The organism is Mesorhizobium sp. B2-3-5 (genome assembly GCF_006442395.1).
Lineage (GTDB): Bacteria > Pseudomonadota > Alphaproteobacteria > Rhizobiales > Rhizobiaceae > Mesorhizobium.
In genome coordinates, this window is sequence record NZ_VFVX01000003.1 from 262,230 (window position 1) to 286,464 (window position 24,235).

Below are 24,235 nucleotides of genomic sequence, written 5' to 3' on the forward strand. Positions count from 1 at the left end.
AAGGGGGGAGATTGGCAGTTTCTGCCTAGCGCCCGTCCTTCAACGTTGGCGATAATTGGCGAGAGCATTCGCGACATTCGATCTCCCCCCTTGCGGGGGAGATGTCCGGCAGGACAGAGGGGGGTGTGAAGGATCTCGGCGTCGGATAGCCGGAACCGCTCCTCACCCCCATGCGGACCAGCGCACAAGTCCTGCGGATTCCAGAACATTCCGCCGCGTCACCCCGCCCTATCATTCCCTCTGAGGCAATGGCGCTCCGGCGGTCGCGGCCGCCCCACGTTGGCGCGGTCCACCGGGGCGAGCCAATTTCCGTGCATGCCGTTGTCCCAAAACCGCCTCGCATTTTGGGCGGCATGCACCAACAAGAGGGAACGACGATGAAATTCATGCTGACCGACCGCAAGCTGCACCCACGGGCCAAGCCCGTCGCCGACGATTTCAAAAAGGGCGGCATCAACCGCCGCGAATATTTTGCGCTCATGGCCGGCCTCGGCGTCAGCGCCGCCGGCGCTTTTGCGCTGGGCGGCCTCGCCCCGACGCCGGCCCGCGCGGCGGAACCGAAGAAGGGCGGCACCTTGCGCGTCGCCATGAACGTCAAGGGTTTCAAGGACCCGCGCACCTTCGACGGCGTCGAAATGTCCAACGTCGCCCGCCACTGCAACGAATATCTGGTGCGCTGGAACACCGACTTCACCTTCGAGCCCTGGCTGCTGGAGAAGTGGGAGATGAGCGACGACGCCAGGACGCTGACGCTGCATGTGCGCAAGGGCATCACCTGGTCGAATGGTGACGCCTTCAACGCCGACGATGTGATCCACAACCTCACCCGCTGGTGCGAGGCTGGTGTCGCCGGCAATTCGGTCGCCGCGCGCATGGGCGCGCTGGTCAATGCCGACACCAAGAAAGTGGTCGATGGCGGCATCCAGAAGCTCGACGACCACACGATAAAACTCAATCTGCCGAAGCCCGACATTTCGCTGGTCGCCGGCATGGCCGACTATCCGGCGCTCATCATGCACCGCTCCTATGATGGCAATGGCGATCCCATGAAGGCGCTGGCCATCACCACCGGCCCTTGCGAACTGATGAAATGGGACGCCGAAACGGGCGCCGAGGTGAAGCGCAAGGACAAGCCCTGGTGGAAGGGCGACTTCTACCTCGATGGCATCCAGTGGATCGACTACGGCTCCGACCCCAACGCCATGCTGTCGGCGTTCGAATCCGGCGAGATCGACACCGACCACGAAACCGCCTCCGATGCCGTGTCGCAGACCGAGAAGATGGGGCTGAAGAATTCCGAGATCGCCACCGGCTCCACCATCGTCGCCCGCTTCAATGTCTCCAACGCGCCCTATGACGACGTCAAGGTGCGCCGCGCCGCCCAGCTCGCCGTCGACAATTCCGCCGTGCTGAAGCTCGGCCTCGACGGCCGCGGCAAGCCGGCCGATAATCACCATGTCGGCCCCATGCATCCCGAATATGCCGATATCGGCCCGGCCAGGCGCGACGTCGAGGCGGCGAAGAAGCTGATCGCCGAAGCCGGCAAGGCGGACCATGAATACGAGCTGATCTCGGTCGACATCGAATGGCAGAAGAGCACGGCCGACGCCATCGCCGCGCAGATCCGCGAGGCCGGCCTCAAGATCAAGCGCACCGTGCTGCCCGCCGCCACCTTCTGGAACGACTGGAGCAAGTTCCCCTATTCCTGCACCGAATGGCTCGGCCGCCCGCTCGGCGTCCAGGTGCTGGCGCTGGCCTATAAATCGGGTGCGGCCTGGAACGAGAGCGCCTATGCCGACAAGGAGTTCGACGAGCTGCTCGACAAGGCGCTGGCCATGCCCGACCCCGCCCAGCGCAAGGAGATCATGGCTGGGATCGAAAAGAACCTGCGCGATTCAGGCATCATCATCCAACCCTACTGGCGCTCGGTCTATCGGACCTACCGCAAAGGCATCGAAGGCTGCGAACAGCACCAGGCGCTGGAACAGCATTTCGAGAAGGTGTGGATTGGGGGGTGAGGCAGAGCGCGTTCTTACCTTCCCCCCTTGTGGGGGAAGGTGGCCTCGCGAAGCGAGGTCGGATGAGGGGTGTTCCAGCTTGGCGACACCTCAACAATCACGAGACCAGAAAACACCAACGCCACACTCCGCTGGAACACCCCTCATCCGTCTCGGCGCTAAGGCGCCGATCCACCTTCTCCCACAAGGGGAGAAGGCAAGTCGCGCCGCGCGGTCCCTCTCACCGCGCAGACTTCACCAAGGTCCAGATCCAGCCGGCGAAGGTCGCCGCCAGGAACGGATAGCCGGCGGCGCGCAGGGGCGACGAGGTCGGCAGCAGGGGCGAACTCCCCCAGACGTCGCGCCGCCCCTCATTGCCCTGCCGGGCATTTCTCCCCGTATAGAGACGGGGAGAAAGGGCTGGCCGCAACGCTGGCTCCACCTTTCGGCGATTGGCGAAATCGGCGACGAGCGCCCCTCTCCCCGTTCCTACGGGGAGAGGATGCCGGCAGGCAGGTGAGGGGCAGCGCCAGCGCTCGGCGGTCCCACTCACCGCGCCGGCCTCACCAGCGTCCAGATCCAACCAGCAAAGGTCGCCACCAGGAACGGATAGCCGGCGGCGGGCAGGGGCGACGAGGTCGGCAGCAGCGGCGTGCCCCACAGCACCATGCCCACCGAGGCCAGGAACAGGGCGGCGGCAATGAACGCGGTGAACCGCATCCACAGCGCGAAGGTGCTGGGCACGCTGACCATGATCAGCGCCGCCGCCCAAAGCGAGATGCCGCCGACATAGGAAGGCACGCTGGCCTCGAGCCCCGCCGCATTGCCGGATAAAAGCAGGCTTTCGCCGGCAAGGAAGGTCAGGAAGCCTGCCGCGACGCAATCATTGCCCAGCCGCTGGTATTTCATGGTGAGCAGCGCCGTCGCCACCACCAGCGCCACGCCGTCGATCGCCCAGAGCGTTTCGCGTAGCGGAGCGCTCGCGACAAAGGTGCCGGCGAGGCCGAAGACGCCGCCGCTTGCGAGGCCGAGCGCGGCGATGGTGTCTAGAGGGCTGGTGCGCATGTGGTCTCCTTTTAGCCGGCGAGAGCATACGCCCCGGGAGGTTTAAAAGTATGGCCCTATGGGCTCAGGCAGACCTCCCTCCGGACTTTCCGAGAATTCAACGCAGACGCGGCCTAGGTGAGCCAGAGAGAATCCTGATGTTGCAAGAATGGGGACCCGAGCCAAGTTCTGAAGCGCTAGCTAAATAATGGCTTGCGGTAGCTTGACATCGGGCGAACGTGCCCCTGTATTGTTCCATTGATGTTCCTTCGGGGAGGGCTCGGTGGCAGAAAAAACGATTCAAAAGGAAGAAGCGTCATCTTCAAAAACTGAGCTTGATCAAACACCTGGTGAAAAGAAGGGAACTCGACGTGAAATTCCCGGTAATCTTCCATATACCCCTACCCACGGCAGGCTAAGTGAGGCGCTAAAAGCCTTGGTTGAGGCGGAGCGCCCACAACAATTCAACGAAAGTTTTTTGGACACTGTATTAAAAATTCGTGGAGGTAGTGCTCGACCGATTCCTCCGCTTCTAAAGCGGATGGGATTGCTAAATTCCGACAACTCTCCGACGGAGCTGTACTCCAGATTCAAGTCAGACTCGACTCGCGCAGAAGCTGCGCTCGTCGCGCTTAAGAATGGGTTCTCAGAAATTTTCCGGCGAAACGAATATGCCCACAGACTACCTGATGAGCGCATAAAAGAGTTGATTATCGAAATAACAGGGCTTCACAAAAGCGACCCGATCGTGAGTGCTATTTTTGGTACGTTCAACGCCTTCAACGAGTTCGCACGAAGTGCGAAAGAGCTCAAATCCCAGGAGCAAAATCAGGAAAGGTCAGGAAAATTTGAGGACTCGGTAGGTGGCGAGAACAGGAAATCCAACCAAAGCCCCGATTTTAATCTTGTGACCACAATTAATGTTGTTCTTCCAGAAACGACCGATGTCCAAGTATACAATGCGATCTTTCGCTCGATAAGAGAGAACTTGTTGAATTGAAAATAGAGCTTCAGCATTTTTTGTTGAGAGGCGCATCCCTGCGGTCGGCAGTGGATGCCGCCCTTGCGGAGCAAGGTGTGAAAGGACACGTAACCGCAATTGAAAAGTTTTCTGACGCTCTTATTAAGGGTTATGTTTCCGTGGCTTCTTCCGAGAATCGGCAGCAAGCAGATCGTATGGGGTCATATTATAAACTATTCTATCTTTTAGAAAACGAGATACGTAGCTTCATCGTTGATCTGATTGAAGCTAGCGACGAATCAGACTGGTGGCTAACCAAAGTTCCTGAAAACGTTCGGTTGAATGCAGCAAAGAATTTGGAGCGTGAGCGCCGAGAGGGCATCATTCCAAGATCGGATCGTATGATCGATTACACTACCTTTGGCGAGCTTGGTGAGATCATAAAGGCAAACTGGGACGTGTTCGGTGGAGTTTTCTCGCGACATGACAAGGTCGGCGTCGAAAAGGTGTTACAGCAGCTTAATATGCTTCGCGGTCCTATCGCGCACTGCGGTGTTTTGGGCGAGGACGATGTCGTAAAGCTCAAGCTGGTCGTCCGCAACTGGTACCGTTTGATGGAATAGTGCTTCAGGTAGACGCTGGCCGGATATCGCAAAACATGAACTCATCGATCGCCGGTCGATGAGTCCACCAAGACCGGCTTCTCAATCCCCCATTTTCAGCGCCTGGATAAAAGCTTCCTGCGGAATATCGACCTTCCCAAATTGCCGCATCCGCTTCTTGCCCTCTTTCTGCTTGTCCAGCAGCTTGCGTTTGCGCGAGACGTCGCCGCCGTAGCACTTCGCGGTCACGTCCTTGCGCAGGGCAGAGATGGTTTCGCGGGCGATGACCTTGCCGCCGATCGCGGCCTGGATCGGGATCTTGAAGAGGTGGTGCGGGATCAGCTCCTTCAGCTTCTCGACCATCTGCCGGCCGCGCTTTTCCGCCGCCGTGCGGTGCACCAGCATCGACAGTGCGTCGACCGGCTCCTCATTGACCAGGATCGACATTTTTACCAGATCGCCCTCCCGATAGTCGGTCAGGTGGTAGTCGAACGAGGCGTAGCCCTTGGAGATCGACTTCAGCCGGTCATAGAAATCGAAGACGACTTCGTTGAGCGGCAGATCGTAGGTGAGCATGGCGCGCTTGCCGACATAGGAGAGGTCGACCTGGATGCCGCGCCGGTCCTGGCACAGCTTCAATATGCCGCCGAGATAGTCGTCGGGCGTCAGGATGGTGGCGCGGATCCACGGCTCCTCGATGGCCGAGATCTTCACCACGTCGGGCATGTCGGCCGGGTTGTGCAGTTCCTTCATCGAGCCGTCATTGAGCAACAGCCGGTAGACGACGGAGGGCGCCGTGGCGATGAGGTCGAGGTTGAACTCGCGCTCCAGCCGCTCCTGGATGATTTCGAGATGCAAGAGGCCGAGGAAGCCGCAGCGATAGCCGAAGCCGAGCGCGGCGGAGGTTTCCATTTCATAAGAGAAGCTGGCGTCGTTGAGGCGCAGTTTGCCGACGGCGGCGCGCAGATCCTCGAAATCGGCGGCGTCGACCGGAAACAGGCCGCAGAACACCACCGGCTGCGCCGGCTTGAAGCCGGGCAGCGCATGCGCGGTCTGGCGCTTGTCCTCGGTGATGGTGTCGCCGACGCGGGTGTCGGCCACTTCCTTGATCGAGCCGGTGAAGAAACCGAACTCGCCGGGGCCAAGCTCGTCGACATTGACGCGGGCGGGCGTGAACACGCCGGTGCGCTCGACCAAATATTTGGCGCCGGTGCCCATCATGCGGATGGTCTGGCCTTTCTTCAGCACGCCGTCGATGATGCGCACCAGGACGATGACGCCGAGATAGGCGTCGTACCAGCTGTCGACCAGCATCGCCTTCAACGGCGCGGTGGCGTCACCCTCGCGTGGCGGCGGCAGCTGGTGGACGATCGCCTCCAGCACGTCGGGAATGCCAAGCCCGGTCTTGGCCGAGATCAGCACGGCTTCGGAGGCGTCGATGCCGATCACCTCCTCGACCTGCTCGCGGATGCGCTCGGGCTCGGCGGCCGGCAGGTCGACCTTGTTCAGCACCACGACGATCTCGTGGTTGTTGTCGATCGCCTGGTAGACATTGGCCAGCGTCTGCGCCTCGACGCCCTGGGAGGCGTCGACCACCAGCAGCGAGCCCTCGCAGGCGGCCAGCGACCGCGACACTTCATAGGCGAAGTCGACATGGCCGGGCGTGTCGATGAGGTTGAGGATGTAGTCCTCGCCGTTCAAGGCACGGTATTTCAGCCGCACGGTCTGCGCCTTGATGGTGATGCCGCGCTCGCGCTCGATGTCCATCGAGTCCAGCACCTGCTCCTTCATGTCGCGCGCCTCCAGCCCGCCGGTCAGCTGGATCAGGCGGTCGGCAAGCGTGGATTTGCCATGGTCGATATGGGCGACGATGGAGAAATTGCGGATGTGGTCGAGGGGCGTGCTCATGCCCGGCGCTTTAGCAGGGGCGGCAATCGGCGGCAAGGCTTGCGGCGCAAGGGCCGCCCTGGCGATCACAAAGCGGTGAGCATTGCCGGAAAAATCGAAAATCCGGGCCTGGCGGCCTGGAATGCATAAATTTTAAAGGATCGCGTTAGACCTTGGTTGTCGGCGGCATGGTATTTGCCTGGCCGCTCATGTGTTTCGGGGGTAAGAAATGCGCAATGTTGCAAGCGGGTTTGCCCGCTCCCGCAGCGGCTCCATCATGCCGCTGTTCTTCCTGTGTACGGTGCCGCTGATCACCGTCGTCGGCTTTGCCGTCGATTATACGTCGGCCGTGCAGACCAGGTCCAATCAGCAGCAGGCGCTGGATGCCGCGATCTTGTCGATCACCACCATGGATACCGCCTCGACGCTGCAGCAGCGCCAGCAGGGGCTGCAGGATGCCTTCATCGCCAACGGCGGACAAGGCAGCGCGACGCTGACCAGCTTCGTGGCTGGCACCGCCACCACCGCCACCACCGCGCGGGCCACGGCAAGTTTCGCCATGCCCACCGTTTTCATGACCATCGCCAGGATTGACACCGTCCCGGTCGCCGTCGCCTCGGCGGTCAGCAAGCCGCCGGCGCTGGTGCAGGCCACCTTCAAGGTCACAGGCGTGTCGGGTTACTGGAACAAGACGATGACGCTCTACGGCACGCAGTTCGGGGCGACGGCGGCCAAGCCGCTGATGACGATCGACTATAAATATGGCGGCACCGGGGACCCGAAAGGCTATGGCACCACCACCACCAGCGTGCTTACGACCGATTCAACCGGCAAGACCGTCACCACGGTGGCCCAGAAGCAGGTCTGCAAGCTCGTCGACTCCAATACACCCGCCGGTGCGGTGATCCAGACCGACACATTCAAGACGCAATATTACTGCGTCGACACGATGTACCCCGCCGACGGCCTTGGCGCGTCGATCGACGTCAGCCAGATGGGTGGCCTCTATCTGCAGATGTATGTGCCATCAGGTAACCCGCAGTACCTTAAGACGAACGATGCGACCACCTCCAACCGGCTCTATAACGGGGTCAAGGATCCGCAGACCAACGCTATCAACTACAAAGAGATCGCGACCGGCCAGATCGTTGATATCTTCGGCATCGTGCCTTGCGGCACGACAGGCTATCAGGCCTGGGAAGACGGCGGCAACGCGGTCCCGGCGCCTGTCGGCAACGCCGATTTCTTCTACAACGTGACCGGCAAGTGCGACTTCGACAAGCGGCCCTCGAACACGGTGCTGACGCAGTAAGGCTGCCGATCTCCCCCCTCGAGGGGGAGGTGTCGCCGAAGGCGACAGAGGGGGTTGCCGCGCGTGGAGCGCCAACTCCGTTTACGGCGCAGACAAGGCCGAGCCCGGTCGAACCGACCCCCTCTGGCCTGCCGGCCATCTCCCCCTCGAGGGGGGAGATTTGCTGCCGCGAGCGCCTGCGCCAATCTTCTGGGGAGAAGGAAAACGCGCCCCCGATCACGAACCGGTGAGCGCTGTAACGAAGCGGCAAATGGCGGCGAAGTGGGGATATGACCGGCGCAACCGAGCGCCGTCCCCCACGGAGCAAGCCGATGTCGCAGGCCAGACGCAGCAAATTCATCGCATTGTCCGGCGCGCTTGCGCTCGCGGCCACGCTCGGGGCGGCGCAAGCCCAGCCGCTCACCGTGGTCGAGCTGTTCACCAGCCAGGGCTGCTCGTCCTGCCCGCCGGCCAACGCCAATCTCATCAAGGTCAAGGACCAGCCCGGTGTGCTGGCGCTGTCCTTCAACGTCACCTACTGGGACTATCTCGGCTGGAAGGACACATTCGGAAAGCCCGAATTCACCCAGCGCCAGGTTTCCTACGAGCCGCCGCTCGGCCATGACGGGCCGTTCACGCCGCAAGTGGTGGTCAACGGCCATGCCGACGTCGTCGGCGCCGCACCCGGCGAGATCGAACATCTGATCACCGCCGCTGGCAAGACCGGCGGTCCGTCGCTGTCGCTCGACGGCGGCAAGGTCGTGATCGGCGCCGGTCCGGCCCCGGGCGGCAAGGCCGATGTCTGGCTGGTGCGCTATGCCAGGGGCGTCGTGCAGGTGCCGGTCGCGCGCGGCGAAAACACCGGCCGCACCTTGCCGCACGCCAATGTCGTGCACGCGCTGCAAAAGCTGGGCAGCTGGACGGGCGATGCCGCCACCTATGCGTTGCCCGCGGCGTCCGGCGGCCTCAGCACCGCCGTGCTGGTGCAATCGCCGGGCGGCGGGCCGATCCTGGCCGCCGCCACCAACTAGCCAGATCGCCTCACCGAAGGACCGGATCGCACGCAATTTTGCGCTACGCCGCCTGAGCGGCGTCGCAAAAGCCCGGCCGCCGCAAGGGCGCGCCACCAACCACCAACGCCAACCGCAAGGAAACCACCAATGACCAATTTTTCCCGCCTGACGCTGCCGGCGCTCGCTCTCGCTCTCTGCTCGACGGCGCTGCTGGCCGGCGGCATCGCCCGCGCCGACGACGCCACCAACGCCATGAAGCCGGCCGCCAACGCGATGGCGCCGGCGGCGGACGCCATGAAGCCGGCTGACCCGATGGCCACCGACGCCATGAAGCCGGCAACGGATGCCATGAAGCCAGCCGACGCGATGAAGCCCGCCGATGCCATGAAGCCGGCGACGGACGCGATGAAGCCGGCGGATGCGATGGGAGCGACGGCTCCGGCCAACTAGAGCATGATGCCGAAAAGTGTGAAGCGGTTTTCGGACGACATCATGCTCTAACTTTTTGATTTAGAGACGGATTCAGATTTCAGGTCGACTCGACCTGAAATCATCCGGCTCTAGGCCCTGGGCCACGGCTCCCGGCCGTCCCTGCCATGGCCGTTCCTGTCCAAGGTCGGGGGCGGCCATTTTACCCGGGATGCCGGCGCCGGCGCACACGAATGTGAGCTTCCGCCGCAACTCGTGCATCGCGCCGACCTACCCGATCCAATAGACTGATCCCTGTGGAGCCATGAGGAGTGCAACCATGACCAATATCAAGAACCGTTCGACCGGCCTTGTCAGGGGCGCGCTGGCCGCGCTCGTCCTGGCCGCCGCCGGCGCCGCCTTCTGGCTGACGCCGGCCGTTTCCGCCGAGGACGCGGTGAAGATCCCGCCGCCGGCGATGGACGAAAAGGCGGCTGGCGGCACCGAGACGGCGATCTTCGCCGGCGGCTGCTTCTGGGGTGTGCAAGGCGTGTTCCAGCACGTCAAGGGCGTCAGCAAGGCCGTCTCCGGCTATACGGGCGGCTCGAAGGAAAACGCCGTCTACGAGACGGTCGGCACCGGCCGCACCGGGCATGCCGAATCCGTCGAGATCACCTATGACCCGTCGAAGGTCACCTACGGCCAGCTGCTGCAGGTCTATTTCTCGGTCGCCCACAACCCGACGCAGCTCAATTACCAGGGGCCGGACTCGGGCACCCAATACCGCTCGACCATCTTCGCCGAAAACGATACGCAGAAGAAGATCGCCGAGAGCTACATCGCCCAGCTTGACAAGGCCAAGGTGTTCCCCGAGCCGATCGTCACCACGCTGGAGACCGGCAAGACCTTCTATCCGGCCGAGAACTACCACCAGGACTTCCTGACGCTGAACCCGACCTACCCCTACATCGTCTACAACGACCTGCCCAAGGTGGCGAACCTGAAGACGCTGTTCCCGGCGCTGTACAGCGAAAAGCCGGTTTTGGTGCTGTCGGCGAGCAATTGAGCATAATCTCCCCTCTTGAGGGGGAGATGGCCGGCAGGCCAGAGGGGGTCGGTTCGACCGGGCGCTGGCGCATTCCGGCGAATGGAGGTTAGCGCCTCACGCGCGGCAACCCCCTCTGTCGCCTTTGGCGACATCTCCCCCTCAAGGGGGGAGATTATGCTCTCAATCGTAGGTCAGATCCGTCGCCTTGCCGCCGAACACACGATAGGCATAGAACGAATAGAAGATGATGATCGGCAGCACCACCACAGTGCCCACCAGGATGATGGCCAGGCTCTCGGGCGCCGACGCCGCCTGCCAGATGGTCAGCCGGTCGGGCACCACGAACGGGTAGAACGACCAGGCGAGGCCGGCAAAGCCCAGCACGAAGATGCCGGCCAGCGTCAGGAACGGCGTCAGCGCATGGCGGTCGTCGGGCCTGGGCAGGTGGAAGGTCTGCCGCCACAGCCACAGGAACAGCAGCGCCGACAGGATCGGCAGCGGCGACAGGTACAGCATCTCGGGCCAGACGAACCATTTGTCGAAGATGCGCGGGCTGGCGAAGGGTGTCGCCAGCGACACGGCCGCCATGCCGAGCGCGGTCAGCACCAGCGCTGTGCGCAGCCAGCGCACCGCCTTCCTCTGCAACGCGCTTTCGGTCTTGTAGATAACCCAGGCCGCACCCATCGCCGCGTAGGCGGCTGCCAGGCAGAGCGCCACCAGCACGCCGAACGCCATGCCGCCCGGGCCGACATCGAGGCCGAGCACATAGACGCCCAGCATATAGCCCTGCGCCAGCGAGGCGATCATCGAGCCGAGGAAGAAGATGCGGTTCCAGCGATGCTTGCGCTCGGTCGGCACCTTGGCGCGGAAGTCGAAGGCGACGCCGCGCAGGATCAGCCCGACCAGCAGCACGAAAACCGGAATGTAGAGCGCGGTCAGGATGACGCCATGCGCCATCGGGAAGGCGACCAGCAGCAGGCCGACAGCCAGCACCAGCCAGGTCTCGTTGGCGTCCCAGAACGGACCGATCGCCGCGATCATCGTGTCCTGCTCGGTGTCTTCCGCCGCGGCGAACAGGATGCCGATGCCGAGATCGAAGCCGTCGAGAATGACATAGATCAGGATGGCGAGGCCCATCAGGCCGGCGAAGATCAGCGGCAGCAGGGTTGGCCAGTCGTAGGTCATCGCTATGTCTCCCAGCCGCGATGGGCCGGGTGCACGGCCTTACCGCTTGAAGCGATCGTTTCAAATTGATTGTGGGGGTCCGCGCGGACCCGCGAGGAAAGCATGCTCACTCTCCTGCCGCCGGCTGCGACAGCGGCGCGTTGAGAACACCCGGCAGCGGCGAGGTGTCGCCATCCTTGGCCGCCTTCAGCGCCAGATGCACCAGCACGCCGAGATAGGCGATCAGCAACAGCAGGTAGAGAATGAGATAGATGGCGAGCGTCAGCGCCACATGGCTGCCCGCCACCGGGCCGACGGCGTCGGCGGTCTTCAGCACGCCCGTCACCAGCCAGGGCTGGCGGCCGATCTCGGTCGTGTACCAGCCGGCCAGCGTCGCCAGCCAGCCCGACAGCGCCATCGGCACCATCAGCAGGGCGAGTGGCTTCGGCAAGCGGTGCCGGCGCTTGAGGAAGAAGGCCGCCGACCAGGAAACGGCAAGCATCAGAAGGCCGGTTCCGACCATGATGCGGAAACTCCAGAAGATGGGGAAGACCGGTGGATGGTTGCCCGGAAAATCGTTCAGCCCCGGCACGACGCCACTGGCGCTGTGCCGCAGGATCAAGCTTGCCCCGTCGGGAATGGTCACCTCGAACCTGTTCTCCTTCGCCGCCTCGTCGGGCAGGGCGAAGAGCACCAGCGGCACGTTGGGCCCGGTGGTCCAGTTGGCCTCCATGGCGGCGATCTTCTGCGGCTGGTGCTCCAGCGTGTTCAGCCCGTGCTGGTCGCCGGCCAAGATCTGGATCGGGATCAGGATCGCGGCGGTGAAGACGCCGGTGCGCAGCGCCTTCCACATCGATTCCGAGCGGTCGCCATTGAGATAGCGCAGCGCCGACAGCCCCGCGATCAGGAACGAAACCGTCAGGCCTGAGGCGAGCAGCATGTGGACCAGGCGATAGGGCATCGAGGGGTTGAAGACGACAGCCCACCAGTCGACGGCATGCGCCTTGCCGTCGATCATCACGAAGCCGGCCGGCGTCTGCATCCAGGAATTCAGCGCGATGATCCAGAAGGCCGAGACCGTGGTGCCGCCAGCCACCAGCACGGTGGCCAGCGTGTGGATGCGGTTCGACACGCGGCGGAAACCGAACAGCATGATGCCGAGGAAGGCCGCCTCGAGGAAGAAGGCGGTCAGGATCTCGTAGGCGAGCAGCGGTCCGGCGATGTTGCCGACATGCTCCATGTAGCCCGGCCAGTTGGTGCCGAACTGGAAGCTCATGGTGACACCCGAGACCACGCCCATGGCGAAGGACAGAGCGAACACCTTCACCCAGGTGAAATAGGCACGCATCCAGGCGGAATCGTTGGTCGCGTTGTAGCGCAGCTTGAAGAACAGCAGCACCCAACCCAGCGCAATGGTGATCGTCGGAAACAATATATGGAACGAAATATTCGCGCCGAACTGCATACGCGAAAGTATGAGCGGGTCCATGATGGGCTCCGGCTGCTGCAAGTATTCGCGAAGGATAGGCCCGAAGCGGCTTCAGGTCAAAGCGGCGTCCTGCCGCGAGGCCGAACGCCACAGGACAATTTTGCCGGTTGCAAGCGACGCATTTCCGGCCGGTCCCCAAGCCTCGATGTCGAGAACTGTCAGCAGCGCCATTGACTTCCGGTTGCATGCGACGACAACAGGCCTATATCAGGGGACCTCTTTCAGGCAGCCGTTTCAGCCATGCCCTCCATCCTGTCCATTTCCGGGGTCTCCAAGACCTACGCCACCGGTTTCACGGCACTCAAGCAAGTCAATCTCGACATCCAGCGCGGCGAGATCTTCGCGCTGCTAGGTCCCAACGGCGCCGGCAAGACGACGCTGATCTCGATCGTCTGCGGCATCGTCAACCGCTCGTCGGGCACCGTCACCGTCGACGGCCACGACATCGGCCGCGATTATCGCGCCGCGCGCAGCCTGATCGGGCTGGTGCCGCAGGAGCTGACCATCGATGCCTTCGAGACGGTCTGGGCAACGGTCAACTACAGCCGCGGCCTGTTCGGCAAGCCGGCCAACCCGGCCTTTGTCGAGAAGGTGCTGCGCGACCTGTCGCTGTGGGACAAGAAGGACGCCAAGGCGATCACCCTGTCGGGCGGCATGAAGCGGCGGCTGATGATTGCCAAGGCGCTGTCGCATGAGCCGCGCATCCTGTTCCTCGACGAGCCGACCGCCGGCGTCGACGTCGAGCTGCGCCAGGACATGTGGGCGATGGTGCGGCGGCTGCGCGAGGACGGCGTCACCATCATCCTCACCACCCACTATATCGAGGAAGCCGAGGCGATGGCCGACCGCGTCGGCGTCATCAATCGCGGCGAGATCATCCTGGTCGAGGGCAAGGCCGAACTGATGCGCAAGCTCGGCCGCAAGCAGATGACGCTGGAGCTGCGCGCGCCCCTGGACAGTGTGCCCGACGGGCTCTCGCACTATGCGCTGGAGCTGGCTCCGGACGGCAACCAGCTCACCTACACCTATGACAACCAGAGCGACCGGCCGGGCGTCGCCTCGCTGATCCGCGATCTCGAGGCCGCCGGGGTCCAGTTCCGCGATCTGGACACCAAGAACAGCTCGCTGGAAGAGATCTTCGTCAATCTTCTGAGGCAAGAGCCATGAACCTGCGCGCTGCCATGAACCTTCGTGCGGCCCCCAATTTTCGTGCTGTATGGGCGATCTACCGGGTGGAGATGGCGCGTGCCTTCCGCACCGTGCTGCAGAGCATCATCTCGCCCGTCATTTCGACATCGCTCTATTTCGTCGTCTTCGGCTCGGCCATCGGCTCACGCATCACCGAGATCGACGGCATCAGCTACGGCGCTTTCATCGTGCCGGGCCTGATGATGCTGTCGCTCCTGACGCAATCGATCTCGAATGCGTCGTTTGCCATCTATTTCCCGAAATTCGTCGGCTCGATCTATGAATTGCTGTCGGCGCCGGTCTCCTATCTGGAGATCATCATCGCCTATGTCGGGGGTGCTGCGACCAAGTCGATCCTGCTCGGCCTGATCATCCTGGCGACCGCGGCGCTGTTCGTGCCGCTCAGGATCGAGCATCCGTTCTGGATGGTCGCTTTCCTGGTGCTGACCGCGGTGACCTTCAGCCTGTTCGGCTTCATCATCGGCATCTGGGCCAAGACCTTCGAGCAGCTGCAGCTGGTGCCGCTTCTGATCGTCACGCCGCTGACCTTCCTGGGCGGCAGCTTCTATTCGATCCACATGCTGCCCGGCATCTGGAAGACGATCACGCTGTTCAACCCGGTCGTGTACCTGATCAGCGGCTTCCGCTGGAGTTTCTACGGCAAGGCCGACGTCTCCGTCGGCGTCAGCCTGGGCATGACGCTGGTCTTCCTGGCCGTCTGCATCGCCATCGTCGCCTGGATCTTCCGGACCGGTTACCGGTTGCGGAACTGACGCGGCTTCGCAGAATCCAGCTTCAAATGGCCTTGACCAGCCGCAGCAACCCCAGCATCTCGATATATGTCCCCTTACGGAAGGCGATGTAGACCGGCTCTTCCGCGCCATGGAAGCGGCGCTTGAACGCCGCCTGGCCCTGCAGGTTGAACCTGCGGCGGTTGATCCAGGGCGACTCGTAGGCGCGCTGAAAGATGTTTCGCCAGAACGCGCTTTCGGCAAATCCACCTAGGCCTATGTCGACCAGTGGCGACAGGCCAAGCGTGACCACGGAAACACCCTCTTCGCGAAACCGGTCGACGGCGAATTTGGTCAGCCCGACCTCGGCATGCGGCGAGGCGTCGACATGCTTGCGCTTGAAGGCGGTGGTGTAGCCAATCACCTTGCCGTCGGCGAACAGCGGGTCGAAGTCGAGCAGCGCGATCAGTTCGCCATCGGGACCATGCAGGACGAACCGGCGCATGTCGGTGCCGAGCTGATCGTTGAAGGGGCGGTTGAGGAAGCCCATCTCCCAGCGCTTGACGATGCGGTCGCCGCGCCAATTTTGCGAGAGCCGGGCGATCTCGTCGAGAAAGATGGTGCGTTTGTCCTCGTCGAAGGAAAACCCCTTCTTCAACAGCCAACGCTCGGAATAGCGCACCGTTTCGTTGCGCTTGCCGGAAAAGTCATGATGGGGTAGCGGCAGGCGGGTGTCGATGCCCAGCCGATTGATCTTGTAGCCGAGTCCGGCCAGCACGCGTGCGGTCTCTTCGCCGATCTGCACGAACCATGGGTCGCCGGCGGTCTCGACAAAGCGCCTGATGTAGTCGGGCCGCTTGGCCGGAGCCGCCACCGGGTCGCCAAGCGCGAAGTGATGCCTCATCTTGGTGCCGAAGGCGATGTAGCCGTCGGCGTCGCCGAAATAGGAAAGCTTGCCCTGCACGGCGGTGGAATAGGCGAGCGAGAAGTCGCCATGGCGGCGAACCATTGCCAGCCGTTCGACATGCGTCAGCGCCTGGCGCTCTACCTTCGGCGAGGCACCCTCGAGGATATTGTCGAAATAGATCCGCAAGGAGGGCATGGTCGAGATTCCGCGTGCCGCCTGTGGTTCGACGCGCCTGCCGACACACCACGGCGCCTTGATTTTCGTGGGAAACCGAAATCGGTTGCGGGTTTCGAATTCCTGCGTCGGTAACAAGATCCGCCAGCCCCCCGGCCTCGAATCAATCAATTTGCCGCGACCTGATTATCGCCGATGCCGCTGATATGCCATATAGGGCTGCATGTATTCGGACAGAAGCGGGCAATCCGCTCCATGTCGTTGTTTTGGCCGCATTTTCGCAACCCCAGTCGTTTCCGCTTGGCGGCGGGTCTGCGCGCGATCAAACGGTTACAGCACCCTGCGATGCGTTGCGGGGTGCCGTGGCGGTTGAATGGGACGAGAGTGAATGGCTGATACGACGACCAGGGCGATGGTGGAGCAGTTGGCGGCGATCGAGCCGGCGATCGTCATTGGCGCCGGCGTCGCCGGATTGGCCGTCGCGCAGGCGTTGCTCAAGGCCGGCGTGCCGACCGCGATCCTCGAAAAGGAGAGCCGGCTGGCCGAGCCCTGGCACCGGCGCCACCAGCAACTGCATCTCAACACCCATCGCGATCTGTCGGCGCTGCCCGGCCTTGCCTTTCCCAAGGGTACCCCCGCCTTTCCGCCCAGGAATGTCGTTATCCGCCATATGAACGATTTCCGTGAGGCGAACCGGCTGCCGGTGGAGTTTGGCGTCGCCGTCGAGACCATCATGTTCATGGGCGACCACTGGGCGGTCCGCACCAGCACCGGCTCGCGCCTCGCGCGTCATGTCGTTGTCGCCACCGGCCGCGACAGGGAGCCTTTCACGCCGCGGTGGACGGGCATGCAGGCGTTCACGGGCCGGATCATCCATTCGGCGGATTTTGGCGACGCCAACACCTATGCCGGCAAGAAAGTGCTGGTCGTCGGCGCCGGCAATTCGGGCTTCGATGCCCTCAATCATCTGGCGGGCGTGGATACGGCGGCTCTGTGGCTGTCGGCCCGCAACGGCCCCGCCCTTCTGCCCAAGCGGATCGGCAAGATCGCCGTGCACCGGCTCTCGCCGCTCATGGCGCGCTTGCCGCTGCGCGTCGCCGATGCGGTGATGGCGCTGACGCAGCGCCTGGTTTTCGGCGACCTCACCAAATTCGGCATGCCGCCCGCGCCGGCGGGCGGCGCCAGCCGCCTGACCTCGGACTACACCGCGATCGCCGCGGACGACGGTGCCGTCAGCGCCATCAAATCGGGCAAGATCGTCGTGGTCCCCCCGATACGGGAGTTCACCCGCGACGGCGTGGTCCTGGCCAATGGCGGCCTGGTCGATCCCGACATCGTCATCGCCGCGACGGGCTACCGCACCGGGCTGGAGCGCATGGTCGGCAATCTTGGCGTGCTCGACGGCAAGGGCGTTCCGCTCTTCAACGGCGGCGACGCCGACCCGAAACTGCCGGGCCTGTGGTTCACCGGCATGCGGCCGAGCATTCGCGGCTGCTTCGCCAATGCCGCCATATTGGCCAAGGCGATCGCCGGCCGGATCGCCGGCTCCCGCCCTCCATCCGGCGCGTCGCGCTGATCCCGGCTCGGGGAGCCGGCAATCATGCGTCTGCAGGCATGCCGGATTTGGACGACGCAGCGAGCAAACTCCATGCGAAAAGGAGGGGCCTCGGGTCCCGAAACCCCTCCTTCAGAGCTTTCACCTGAACTCAGACGGCGATCTTGCCGCCGCCCTGTTTGGTGATGGCGACGACCGCCGGCCGCACCGGCATGTCGGGCTTGAAATCGGGCCAGCGTGTCGACGGATCCTCATAGTAGGAGGGGCGGCCAAAGGCTTCCCAGTCTTCGCCGCCGTCGCCCGGATGCTGGACGGCGACGAAGGCGGTCTGGTCGTCGGGCGCAAACAGCGGGCCGCACATTTCGGCGCCGATCGGCACACGGAAGAACAGTTTCGAGGTCGCGCGCGCCGTGCCTTCGGTGTCGACCGCCCACAGGCCGTCGGTGCGGCCGGTGGCCTTCGGCCCCTGGCCGTCGGTGGCGACCCACAGGCGTCCGGCCGAATCGACCGCGCAATTGTCGGGCATGCCGAACCAGCCATTGGCCGTCGTGGCGGTCGAGAAGGTGGCGCCGACATCGGCGACGGAATGATCGCCGCATTTAAGCAGCACTTCCCACTTGCCCTTCGTGGCGGCGAAGTCGCCGTCGCTCTCCGATATCTCGATGATGTGGCCAAAGGCGTTCGCGGCGCGCGGGTTGGCGGCATCGACCTGGTCGCCCTTGCGCTTGGAATTGTTGGTCAGCATGACATAGACCTTGCCGTTGACGGCATTGGGCTGGATGTCTTCCGGCCGGTCCATCTTGGTTGCGCCGAGCAGGTCGGCCGCGCGGCGCGTCTCGATCAGCACGTCGGCCTGGCCGGCAAAGCCGTTTTCGGCCGTCAGCGGGCCCTGGCCGAAGACGATCGGCAGCCATTCCACCGTGCCGTCCTCGGCGAATTTGGCGACATGCAGCGTTCCGTCGTCGAGCAGGTCCTTGTTGGCCAAGCGGTCGCTGGCGTTGAAGGTTCCCTTGGTGACGAATTTGTAGACATAGTCGAAGCGCTCGTCGTCGCCGAGATAAAAGACCACGCGGCCGTCCTTGGCGACGATCGATTCGGCGCCCTCATGCTTGAAGCGGCCCATGGCGGTGCGCTTCTTCGGCGTCGAATTCGGATCGTCGACGTCGACCTCGACGATCCAGCCGAAACGGTTCGGTTCGTTCGGCTCCTTGGCGAGGTCGAAGCGGTCGTAATGCGCGGCCCATTCATAGGCGCCTTCCGGAATGCCGAGGCGCTTGTAGTTGGCCGCTTCCTTGTGGCCCTCCGGCAGTTCGCCGGAGAAGTAGCCGTGGATGTTCTCCTCGGCCATCACATAGGTGCCCCAGGGGGTGACGCCGCCGGCGCAGTTGTTGACGGTGCCGAACACCTTGGCGCCGGATGGGTCGGCATTGGTCTTGACGCGGTCGTGGCCTGCGACGGGGCCTGACAGCGCCATTTCGGTGTTGGAGGTGATGCGGCGGTTCAGCTTGCCGTCGCGCACCACTTGCCATTTGCCCGACACCTTGCGGATCTCGACGATCGTGCCGCCATGCGCCGCCATCTCGACATCGACCTGCTCCTTGCTCAGCGGTGCGACCTCGGCTGCCTTCTTGCCGTCCTTCTCGACGATCTTGACGATGCCGGGGAACATCAGATGCGGGTTGGTGTATTCGTGGTTGACCACCAGCAGACCATGCTCGGCGGAGCCCTGGATCGGGATATAGCCGACATAGTCGTTGTTGTAGCCGAACTGTTTTGCCTGGGCCTCGGCCGACTGTTTGGTCGGATCGAATTCCGGCGAATCGGCGAACAGCGGGTCGCCCCAGCGCAGCAGCACGTCGGCGTCATAGCCTGGCGCGACATGGTGCTTGTCGTCGATGCCGGCCTCGAGCTCGTCGAATTTGAAGGCGGAGCCTTCGGCGGCGCGGGCGTCGTCCGCGGCGATCATGGCCAGCGGGCTGACAGTGGCGGCGATCGCCGAGACCGCGAGCGATCCCTTCAGGAAACCCCGGCGCGAGAATCGCGCGGCAATGATCTCGCCCATGGTGCGGTTGTCGGTGGGGTTGATGGCCGGTCCTTCGTTTTCCTCAAGCAGGCTGGTGCGGAATCGGGCGTCGGAGGAACGCTGTTCGGTCATGGGGCTTGCCTCTGGCTGTTGGAGTTGCTGGAGCTTGGGTACCTGTTCAATCCCGTACAGTCGGCTGATCACATTTTCGTGACATTATGCCTGTTCTGTTGCTTGCATGGTGCAGGTTGCTCACCCGGAATCTCGGACTTTGGTCCAAGCTTGCGCTTGCAAAGGTCCTGGAGGACAAACGCAACGGTCGGAGGCCGCTTCCGGCTACTACGTCTTTCGGCGATGTTGGCTGCAACGTTGAGGGTGGGCGCGCCGGCTCAATCGACGGAGACTAGGATGCGAAGATCGATCACGACCCGTTGTTTCCGGTTGGCGCTCGGATCGGCATCCGCGCTGGCGCTGACCGTCGCTCCCTACCACATTGCCTTCCATGGCTTCGCTCCAGGCCTCTACGCTGCCAGCGCACAGGCCGGCAAGGGCGGAGGGAACGGCAACGGTGGTAACGGCGGCAACAATGGCGGCGGCAACAGCGGGAACGGCAACGGCGGCAACGGTGGCGGCGGCAACAACGGGAACGGCAACGGCAACAGCGGGAATAGCGGCAACAATTCAGGAACGGGTAGTGGTGACGACGGTAGCGGCAACCCAGGATCCAGCACCGGGCAGAACGACCAGGGCGCCAGCAGTCACGTCAACATGGCGACCGGCGACAAGGTCGATGTGGATGGCAAGAAGATCACGGTCCAGCATCCGGACGGCCTGACGGAAAAGATCGAGAACGGCCGTTTCAGGATGGAGGACGCCCTCGGTCGCACGATCATCGACCGCCGGGTCACGCCGGCCGATATCAGCCGTCTCAAGGCCTTGTGAAGCTGGCCAACAGGCAACGGTCAGTTTCGCATGTCACCTCCGCCGCCCCCGGCGGAGGTGACCTCTTTTTTTGACCGGCGCCGCGCGGTTTCCCGCATCGGGATCGCTATGGACGGTTCCTGTCACGGTCGCGAAACTCGCGCATCATGAGGGCCGCTTCCGTGCGGTTTCGCACGTTGAGTTTCGACAGCACCCCGGTCATGTGGTGTTTGACTGTCTTTTCCTGCAGGTCCAGCCGCAAGGCGACTTCCTTGTTGCTGAGCCCCTCGGCCACCAGCCGCAGGATTTCCGTCTGCCTCCCGGTGAGTTGCCGCAGGCGGTCCGTCGTGCCGTCGGCCGGCTGCAGGGACTGGAGATCGGAAAGCAGCCGGGCCGACAGCGTCGGCGAAAGATAGCTCTCGCCGGCCGCCACATTGCGCAGGATATCGGCGAGCGCGCGCGATCCGATACCTTTGAGGACATAGCCGCGCACCCCCGCGTTCAGCGCCGTGGTCACATCGGCATTGGCCTCGGAAACGGTCAGCATGACGATCTTCTGGGCCGGATGGTCGGCGAGGATGTTTGCAACCGCCGCCAGCCCGCCACCCGGCATGGAGATGTCGAGCAGCAATATGTCGGGCCGCACCGTCGAAGCGAGGCGTTCCGCATCCTGCGCGGTCGCGCCCTCGCCGACCATTTCGAAGCCTCCGATCTCCGACAGGCTGCGCGTCACACCTTCGCGAAAAAGCGGATGATCATCGACAATGGCAATGCGAATAGCGCCAATCATGCTTGCTCCTCGACAGACAAACTGATCACCAACCGCGTGCCTTGCGGCCCGCTCAAGGTCTCGAACTGGCCGCCAATGCTCTCGACCCGTTCCCGCAGGCCGGCGAGCCCTAGCCCCTCCGCCCGCGCCGGATCGAAGCCTGGTCCGCCATCCGAAACTTCCACGAAAAGCCTGCCATTTTTCATTTCGGCACGAACCATCTGATCTTTGCCCTGTCCGTGGCGATAGGCATTGTTCAGCCCTTCCTGCACGAAACGATAGATGCTGATCTTCTCAGAGGCGCCGGGCTCGGGCAAATGTCCAGGCAATGTGAGCGTCACCGAGGTTCCCGTCCGGCGCTCGTGTTCGTTGACGGCCAGCCGCAATATATCCGTGGTGGCGGCCGTTTCTATCTGCGGCAGCACGAGGCCGGTGCAGATGCCGCGTATTTCGCGCATCGCATCCTCCAGCGTCTTGCGGATCATCGCGACCTCGGTGGAGCGGCTTTCGCCCCAGTGGCCGTCGCCGGAAAACACCGGACTGTCCATGCGCAGCGCCGCCAGGGCCACGAGCTGGGCCGGACCGTCATGGAGGTCGGCGCCGATCCGGCGCAGATATCTTTCGTTGAGTGCGGTCGCGCGGCGCGACGCCCGCTGCACGCGGTGGCGCAAGGCGCTGTTCTGCGCCACCAGGCCTTGCAGCTCCGACACCTGGCGGCGCAGCGCTCCGCGCTGATCGTCGATGGTGCGGCTGCCGCGCAGGACGATGCCCGACAACAGCAGGAATGCCGTCAAGGTGGTGCCGGCCACGACAAGCCAGCTCGACAGCAGGGCCGAAGCCAGCGTGGCTTTGAAATCGCCGGCGACCTCGAAGAATTCGGTGACGGCCACCACGTCGCCGGACCAGGGTTCGCGCACCGGATTGTAGATCTCCAGCAGCGGTACGCCGACAGCCTGCTCCTTGCTTTCATTGCCGTCGAACGTGTCGAGTTGGGCGGTGACGCTGCCTTGGAATGCGGAACGCAGATTGTCGCTCAGATCGAAGCGGCGGCCGATCAAGGCCGCGTCCTTCGCATAGAGCACGGTGCCGTCGTGCCGCCAGAGCCTGAACGACACAAGGCGTTTGCCGAGCGCGCCCTGGCCAAGCGTCTCGTCGAGCGCCTGTTTGACGGACTCGCTCAGCTCCTCGCTCTTGCGCAGGTCCGGCAGCAGTGGTGCAATCACGCTGTCGACATAAAGTGCGGTCGTGGCGGCCGAATTGCGGATGACGCCGTCCCTGATCTGCATCGTCACCCAGAAGCCTACCACCAGCATGATGGCCAGAAGGCCAAAGCCGCCGGCAACGAGGAATTGCACGGCAAGGGAAAGCTCGCTCCAGCGCCGCGCCAAGTTCTGAAGAATACGAATCATCGGCTCCTGGCCACCCCCTCTGTCAACAGGCCGGGCGGTGGCTGCACATTGAGCTTCAGTCTTGCCCTTGCCAAGACCTTCGTTCGAACGACGTCGCTTGACGGCCCGGCGCGCTTCGGAAACAAGAGCCGCGACACACATGGCGGGCACCGCTTCGAGGGGGATGGGACGTGAGCTTTTCGGGACTGCTCCAGCTTGGCTTTTCAACGGTTATCTTCCTTTTGGCGGCAACCGCCGCCAAGCAATGGGGATTGGCGCCGAGCCTGGGCAAGATCCTGCTGACCCTCGCGCTCTATTCGCTGGGCAACCTGATCATGCTGCGGCTGATCCGTGAATTCGGCATGTCGGTGTCGTTCAGCCTGTCGGCCGTCATCCAGCTGGTCTCGGTCAACGTCGTGGCGCTGCTGTTCTTTGGCGAGCGCGTCAACGCGTTGCAGGCGACCGGCATCGTGCTGGCGGTCGCCGCCGTGGCGCTGATCACGCTCGGGCCCTATCTGCAGGGGCGATGATCGAGATGAAGACTGCGACACCGGCCCGATGAAAGATACCGCCAACACCCTGCTCAACCGAATCGAATTCCCGGTCCTCCTGGCCGGCCTTGTCATCGCCGGTGGGCTGTGGGGCTTCGTGGAGTTGATGGAGGTGGCGCGGGCGACCGCGCCGCACGGCTTCGACACGGAAATCCTGCTTGCTTTCCGCCAGGCGGGCCAGCCCGGCGTTCCGGTCGGTCCGCCGTGGCTGGAGGGGGCGATGCGCGACATAACCAGCCTTGGCAGCCCCAGCGTGCTGGTGCTGATCACCACGGCGGCGATCATCTACCTGCTGTTGATCCGCAGGCCGGGAACCGCACTTCTCATCTTCGTCGCCGTGGCGGGGGGACAGGTTCTGTCGAGCCTTTTGAAGGTCGGCGTCGACCGGCCGCGGCCCGAGCTCGTCTCGCATCTGGTCAGCGAAACGTCGCTTTCCTTCCCCAGTGGCCACGCCATGCTGTCGGCGGTGACCTACCTCACGCTCGGTTCGCTCGCGGCGCGTTTCCTGCATGGCCGCGCGACGAAGGTCTATGTCCTGGCACTCGCCGTGCTGACGACGGTGCTGGTCGGCATCAGCCGCGTCTATCTCGGCGTCCACTGGCCGTCGGATGTGCTGGCAGGCTGGTGCGCGGGCTTCGCCTGGGCGATGTTGTGCTGGTTGGCCGCGCGGCTCCTGCAGCGGCGCAGTGTGGTCGGCGAAAGTGAGTGACGTTCATATGTTCGAACCATGCCTGATGATGCTTGAAACATCAGAATGATAGTATTATACGTTATGTCTGCAGACTCAGACATGGGTTCCGGCCGATGATCACTGCCGCGCAGATGCGTGCCGCAAGGGCGTTGGCCGGCATCGACCAGAAGACACTCGCCGAGCGCGCCGGCGTCTCGCTTCCGACCATCCAGCGCATGGAAGCGAGCGACGGTGTGGTCAGGGGCGTGGTCGATACGCTGATGAAGGTCATCCAGGCTCTCGACGAGGCCGGGGTGGAGTTGATCGGCGAGAACCAGGCCAGCGAACGCGGCGGCAGGGGCGTGCGCCTCAAGCCCGCCGTGCCGCCAGGTCCCAAGGCTGAGCCGGCATAAGTCGCGACGGCGACCGCCGACAGTCCTGCCGACGATCCCGC

The 24,235-nt window shown here is 63.4% G+C and carries 23 protein-coding genes; 14 read left to right on the top strand and 9 right to left on the bottom strand.

What is annotated here, in order from left to right:
• Positions 1 to 377 precede the first annotated feature (377 nt).
• Positions 378 to 2,018 (top strand): ABC transporter substrate-binding protein, encoded by a 1,641-nt coding sequence (locus tag FJ958_RS05950; RefSeq protein ID WP_140740614.1) that lies wholly within the window; start codon positions 378 to 380, stop codon positions 2,016 to 2,018.
• Positions 2,019 to 2,238: 220 nt separating this feature from the next.
• On the opposite strand, the gene FJ958_RS05955 is transcribed toward FJ958_RS05950, so the two are convergent.
• Both FJ958_RS05955 and FJ958_RS05960 read right to left on the bottom strand, forming a co-directional pair.
• Positions 2,239 to 2,427: a hypothetical protein gene (locus FJ958_RS05955; RefSeq protein ID WP_140740617.1), complete on the bottom strand. Its 189-nt coding sequence runs from the start codon at positions 2,425 to 2,427 to the stop codon at positions 2,239 to 2,241.
• A gap of 119 nt (positions 2,428 to 2,546) precedes the next feature.
• A complete protein-coding gene (locus FJ958_RS05960; protein WP_140740620.1) occupies positions 2,547 to 3,062 on the bottom strand; it encodes a hypothetical protein in 516 nt (171 codons plus the stop codon).
• 262 nt (positions 3,063 to 3,324) lie between these two features.
• On the opposite strand from FJ958_RS05960, the gene FJ958_RS05965 reads away from it, so the two are divergent.
• Positions 3,325 to 4,041, top strand: a complete 717-nt coding sequence (locus FJ958_RS05965; RefSeq protein WP_140740623.1) for a DUF5343 domain-containing protein — start codon at positions 3,325 to 3,327, stop codon at positions 4,039 to 4,041.
• On the top strand, positions 4,038 to 4,625 hold the full coding sequence (locus FJ958_RS05970; RefSeq protein WP_140740626.1) for a Swt1 family HEPN domain-containing protein: 588 nt from the start codon (positions 4,038 to 4,040) through the stop codon (positions 4,623 to 4,625). The genes FJ958_RS05965 and FJ958_RS05970 overlap by 4 nt, the downstream gene beginning before the upstream one ends.
• An 81-nt stretch (positions 4,626 to 4,706) precedes the next feature.
• Here FJ958_RS05970 and lepA read toward each other — a convergent pair whose 3' ends face one another.
• Positions 4,707 to 6,512, bottom strand: a complete 1,806-nt coding sequence (lepA, locus tag FJ958_RS05975) for a translation elongation factor 4 (RefSeq protein WP_140740629.1) — start codon at positions 6,510 to 6,512, stop codon at positions 4,707 to 4,709.
• Between the two features lie 208 nt (positions 6,513 to 6,720).
• On the opposite strand from lepA, the gene FJ958_RS05980 reads away from it, so the two are divergent.
• From FJ958_RS05980 to msrA, 4 genes are all read left to right on the top strand, one after another.
• Complete coding sequence (locus FJ958_RS05980) at positions 6,721 to 7,803, top strand: TadE/TadG family type IV pilus assembly protein (RefSeq protein WP_140740631.1); 1,083 nt, start codon at positions 6,721 to 6,723, stop codon at positions 7,801 to 7,803.
• A gap of 311 nt (positions 7,804 to 8,114) precedes the next feature.
• The gene (locus tag FJ958_RS05990; RefSeq protein ID WP_140740637.1) at positions 8,115 to 8,813 is read left to right on the top strand and encodes a DUF1223 domain-containing protein; all 699 of its coding nucleotides are present in this window, start codon (positions 8,115 to 8,117) and stop codon (positions 8,811 to 8,813) included.
• Positions 8,814 to 8,942: 129 nt separating this feature from the next.
• Complete coding sequence (locus FJ958_RS05995) at positions 8,943 to 9,245, top strand: hypothetical protein (protein ID WP_140740639.1); 303 nt, start codon at positions 8,943 to 8,945, stop codon at positions 9,243 to 9,245.
• Between the two features lie 298 nt (positions 9,246 to 9,543).
• Entirely contained in the window at positions 9,544 to 10,269 is a 726-nt protein-coding gene (msrA, locus tag FJ958_RS06000; protein ID WP_140740642.1) for a peptide-methionine (S)-S-oxide reductase MsrA, read from the top strand.
• 162 nt (positions 10,270 to 10,431) lie between these two features.
• Here msrA and FJ958_RS06005 read toward each other — a convergent pair whose 3' ends face one another.
• Both FJ958_RS06005 and FJ958_RS06010 read right to left on the bottom strand, forming a co-directional pair.
• The gene (locus FJ958_RS06005) at positions 10,432 to 11,436 is read right to left on the bottom strand and encodes a cytochrome d ubiquinol oxidase subunit II (protein ID WP_140740645.1); all 1,005 of its coding nucleotides are present in this window, start codon (positions 11,434 to 11,436) and stop codon (positions 10,432 to 10,434) included.
• Between the two features lie 106 nt (positions 11,437 to 11,542).
• Positions 11,543 to 12,904: a cytochrome ubiquinol oxidase subunit I gene (locus FJ958_RS06010; protein WP_140740649.1), complete on the bottom strand. Its 1,362-nt coding sequence runs from the start codon at positions 12,902 to 12,904 to the stop codon at positions 11,543 to 11,545.
• A gap of 240 nt (positions 12,905 to 13,144) precedes the next feature.
• Between FJ958_RS06010 and FJ958_RS06015 the strand changes: the two genes are divergently transcribed.
• Together FJ958_RS06015 and FJ958_RS06020 are read left to right on the top strand one after the other, a co-directional pair.
• Positions 13,145 to 14,071, top strand: coding sequence for an ABC transporter ATP-binding protein (locus FJ958_RS06015; RefSeq protein WP_140740652.1), 927 nt, complete (start codon positions 13,145 to 13,147; stop codon positions 14,069 to 14,071).
• A 14-nt stretch (positions 14,072 to 14,085) separates the two neighbouring features.
• Entirely contained in the window at positions 14,086 to 14,865 is a 780-nt protein-coding gene (locus FJ958_RS06020) for an ABC transporter permease (protein WP_140740816.1), read from the top strand.
• Positions 14,866 to 14,887: 22 nt separating this feature from the next.
• Here FJ958_RS06020 and FJ958_RS06025 read toward each other — a convergent pair whose 3' ends face one another.
• Positions 14,888 to 15,925 carry a phosphatidylglycerol lysyltransferase domain-containing protein gene (locus tag FJ958_RS06025; protein ID WP_140740654.1) on the bottom strand — a complete coding sequence of 346 codons (1,038 nt, stop codon included), beginning with the start codon at positions 15,923 to 15,925 and terminating at the stop codon, positions 14,888 to 14,890.
• Positions 15,926 to 16,292: 367 nt separating this feature from the next.
• On the opposite strand from FJ958_RS06025, the gene FJ958_RS06030 reads away from it, so the two are divergent.
• On the top strand, positions 16,293 to 17,480 hold the full coding sequence (locus FJ958_RS06030; RefSeq protein WP_140740658.1) for an NAD(P)/FAD-dependent oxidoreductase: 1,188 nt from the start codon (positions 16,293 to 16,295) through the stop codon (positions 17,478 to 17,480).
• Between the two features lie 130 nt (positions 17,481 to 17,610).
• Here FJ958_RS06030 and FJ958_RS06035 read toward each other — a convergent pair whose 3' ends face one another.
• Positions 17,611 to 19,614 (bottom strand): PhoX family phosphatase, encoded by a 2,004-nt coding sequence (locus FJ958_RS06035; protein WP_140740661.1) that lies wholly within the window; start codon positions 19,612 to 19,614, stop codon positions 17,611 to 17,613.
• Positions 19,615 to 19,890: 276 nt separating this feature from the next.
• Between FJ958_RS06035 and FJ958_RS06040 the strand changes: the two genes are divergently transcribed.
• The gene (locus tag FJ958_RS06040) at positions 19,891 to 20,424 is read left to right on the top strand and encodes a hypothetical protein (RefSeq protein WP_140740664.1); all 534 of its coding nucleotides are present in this window, start codon (positions 19,891 to 19,893) and stop codon (positions 20,422 to 20,424) included.
• Positions 20,425 to 20,530: 106 nt separating this feature from the next.
• Here FJ958_RS06040 and FJ958_RS06045 read toward each other — a convergent pair whose 3' ends face one another.
• Both FJ958_RS06045 and FJ958_RS06050 read right to left on the bottom strand, forming a co-directional pair.
• On the bottom strand, positions 20,531 to 21,193 hold the full coding sequence (locus tag FJ958_RS06045; protein WP_140740667.1) for a response regulator transcription factor: 663 nt from the start codon (positions 21,191 to 21,193) through the stop codon (positions 20,531 to 20,533).
• Positions 21,190 to 22,581: a sensor histidine kinase gene (locus FJ958_RS06050; protein WP_140740670.1), complete on the bottom strand. Its 1,392-nt coding sequence runs from the start codon at positions 22,579 to 22,581 to the stop codon at positions 21,190 to 21,192. The genes FJ958_RS06045 and FJ958_RS06050 overlap by 4 nt, the downstream gene beginning before the upstream one ends.
• 170 nt (positions 22,582 to 22,751) lie before the next feature.
• On the opposite strand from FJ958_RS06050, the gene FJ958_RS06055 reads away from it, so the two are divergent.
• From FJ958_RS06055 to FJ958_RS06065, 3 genes are all read left to right on the top strand, one after another.
• Entirely contained in the window at positions 22,752 to 23,090 is a 339-nt protein-coding gene (locus tag FJ958_RS06055) for a hypothetical protein (RefSeq protein ID WP_140699180.1), read from the top strand.
• A 28-nt stretch (positions 23,091 to 23,118) separates the two neighbouring features.
• A complete protein-coding gene (locus FJ958_RS06060) occupies positions 23,119 to 23,820 on the top strand; it encodes a phosphatase PAP2 family protein (protein ID WP_140740673.1) in 702 nt (233 codons plus the stop codon).
• A 95-nt stretch (positions 23,821 to 23,915) separates the two neighbouring features.
• Complete coding sequence (locus FJ958_RS06065) at positions 23,916 to 24,194, top strand: helix-turn-helix transcriptional regulator (RefSeq protein WP_140740676.1); 279 nt, start codon at positions 23,916 to 23,918, stop codon at positions 24,192 to 24,194.
• The last annotated feature ends 41 nt before the right edge of the window (positions 24,195 to 24,235 follow it).

Bases quoted from the DNA above. Each gene is read 5' to 3' on its own strand.
- FJ958_RS05990 (WP_140740637.1), top strand. From the start codon at position 8,115: ATGTCGCAGGCCAGACGCAGCAAATTCATCGCATTGTCCGGCGCGCTT.
- FJ958_RS05950 (WP_140740614.1), top strand. From the start codon at position 378: ATGAAATTCATGCTGACCGACCGCAAGCTGCACCCACGGGCCAAGCCC.
- FJ958_RS06035 (WP_140740661.1), bottom strand. From the start codon at position 19,614: ATGACCGAACAGCGTTCCTCCGACGCCCGATTCCGCACCAGCCTGCTT.
- FJ958_RS06030 (WP_140740658.1), top strand. From the start codon at position 16,293: ATGGCTGATACGACGACCAGGGCGATGGTGGAGCAGTTGGCGGCGATC.
- FJ958_RS06050 (WP_140740670.1), bottom strand. From the start codon at position 22,581: ATGATTCGTATTCTTCAGAACTTGGCGCGGCGCTGGAGCGAGCTTTCC.
- FJ958_RS06015 (WP_140740652.1), top strand. From the start codon at position 13,145: ATGCCCTCCATCCTGTCCATTTCCGGGGTCTCCAAGACCTACGCCACC.
- FJ958_RS06060 (WP_140740673.1), top strand. From the start codon at position 23,119: ATGAAAGATACCGCCAACACCCTGCTCAACCGAATCGAATTCCCGGTC.
- lepA (WP_140740629.1), bottom strand. From the start codon at position 6,512: ATGAGCACGCCCCTCGACCACATCCGCAATTTCTCCATCGTCGCCCAT.
- FJ958_RS06010 (WP_140740649.1), bottom strand. From the start codon at position 12,904: ATGGACCCGCTCATACTTTCGCGTATGCAGTTCGGCGCGAATATTTCG.
- FJ958_RS05980 (WP_140740631.1), top strand. From the start codon at position 6,721: ATGCGCAATGTTGCAAGCGGGTTTGCCCGCTCCCGCAGCGGCTCCATC.
- FJ958_RS05995 (WP_140740639.1), top strand. From the start codon at position 8,943: ATGACCAATTTTTCCCGCCTGACGCTGCCGGCGCTCGCTCTCGCTCTC.
- FJ958_RS05960 (WP_140740620.1), bottom strand. From the start codon at position 3,062: ATGCGCACCAGCCCTCTAGACACCATCGCCGCGCTCGGCCTCGCAAGC.
- FJ958_RS06005 (WP_140740645.1), bottom strand. From the start codon at position 11,436: ATGACCTACGACTGGCCAACCCTGCTGCCGCTGATCTTCGCCGGCCTG.
- FJ958_RS06025 (WP_140740654.1), bottom strand. From the start codon at position 15,925: ATGCCCTCCTTGCGGATCTATTTCGACAATATCCTCGAGGGTGCCTCG.
- FJ958_RS06020 (WP_140740816.1), top strand. From the start codon at position 14,086: ATGAACCTTCGTGCGGCCCCCAATTTTCGTGCTGTATGGGCGATCTAC.
- msrA (WP_140740642.1), top strand. From the start codon at position 9,544: ATGACCAATATCAAGAACCGTTCGACCGGCCTTGTCAGGGGCGCGCTG.
- FJ958_RS06045 (WP_140740667.1), bottom strand. From the start codon at position 21,193: ATGATTGGCGCTATTCGCATTGCCATTGTCGATGATCATCCGCTTTTT.
- FJ958_RS06040 (WP_140740664.1), top strand. From the start codon at position 19,891: ATGCGAAGATCGATCACGACCCGTTGTTTCCGGTTGGCGCTCGGATCG.
- FJ958_RS06065 (WP_140740676.1), top strand. From the start codon at position 23,916: ATGATCACTGCCGCGCAGATGCGTGCCGCAAGGGCGTTGGCCGGCATC.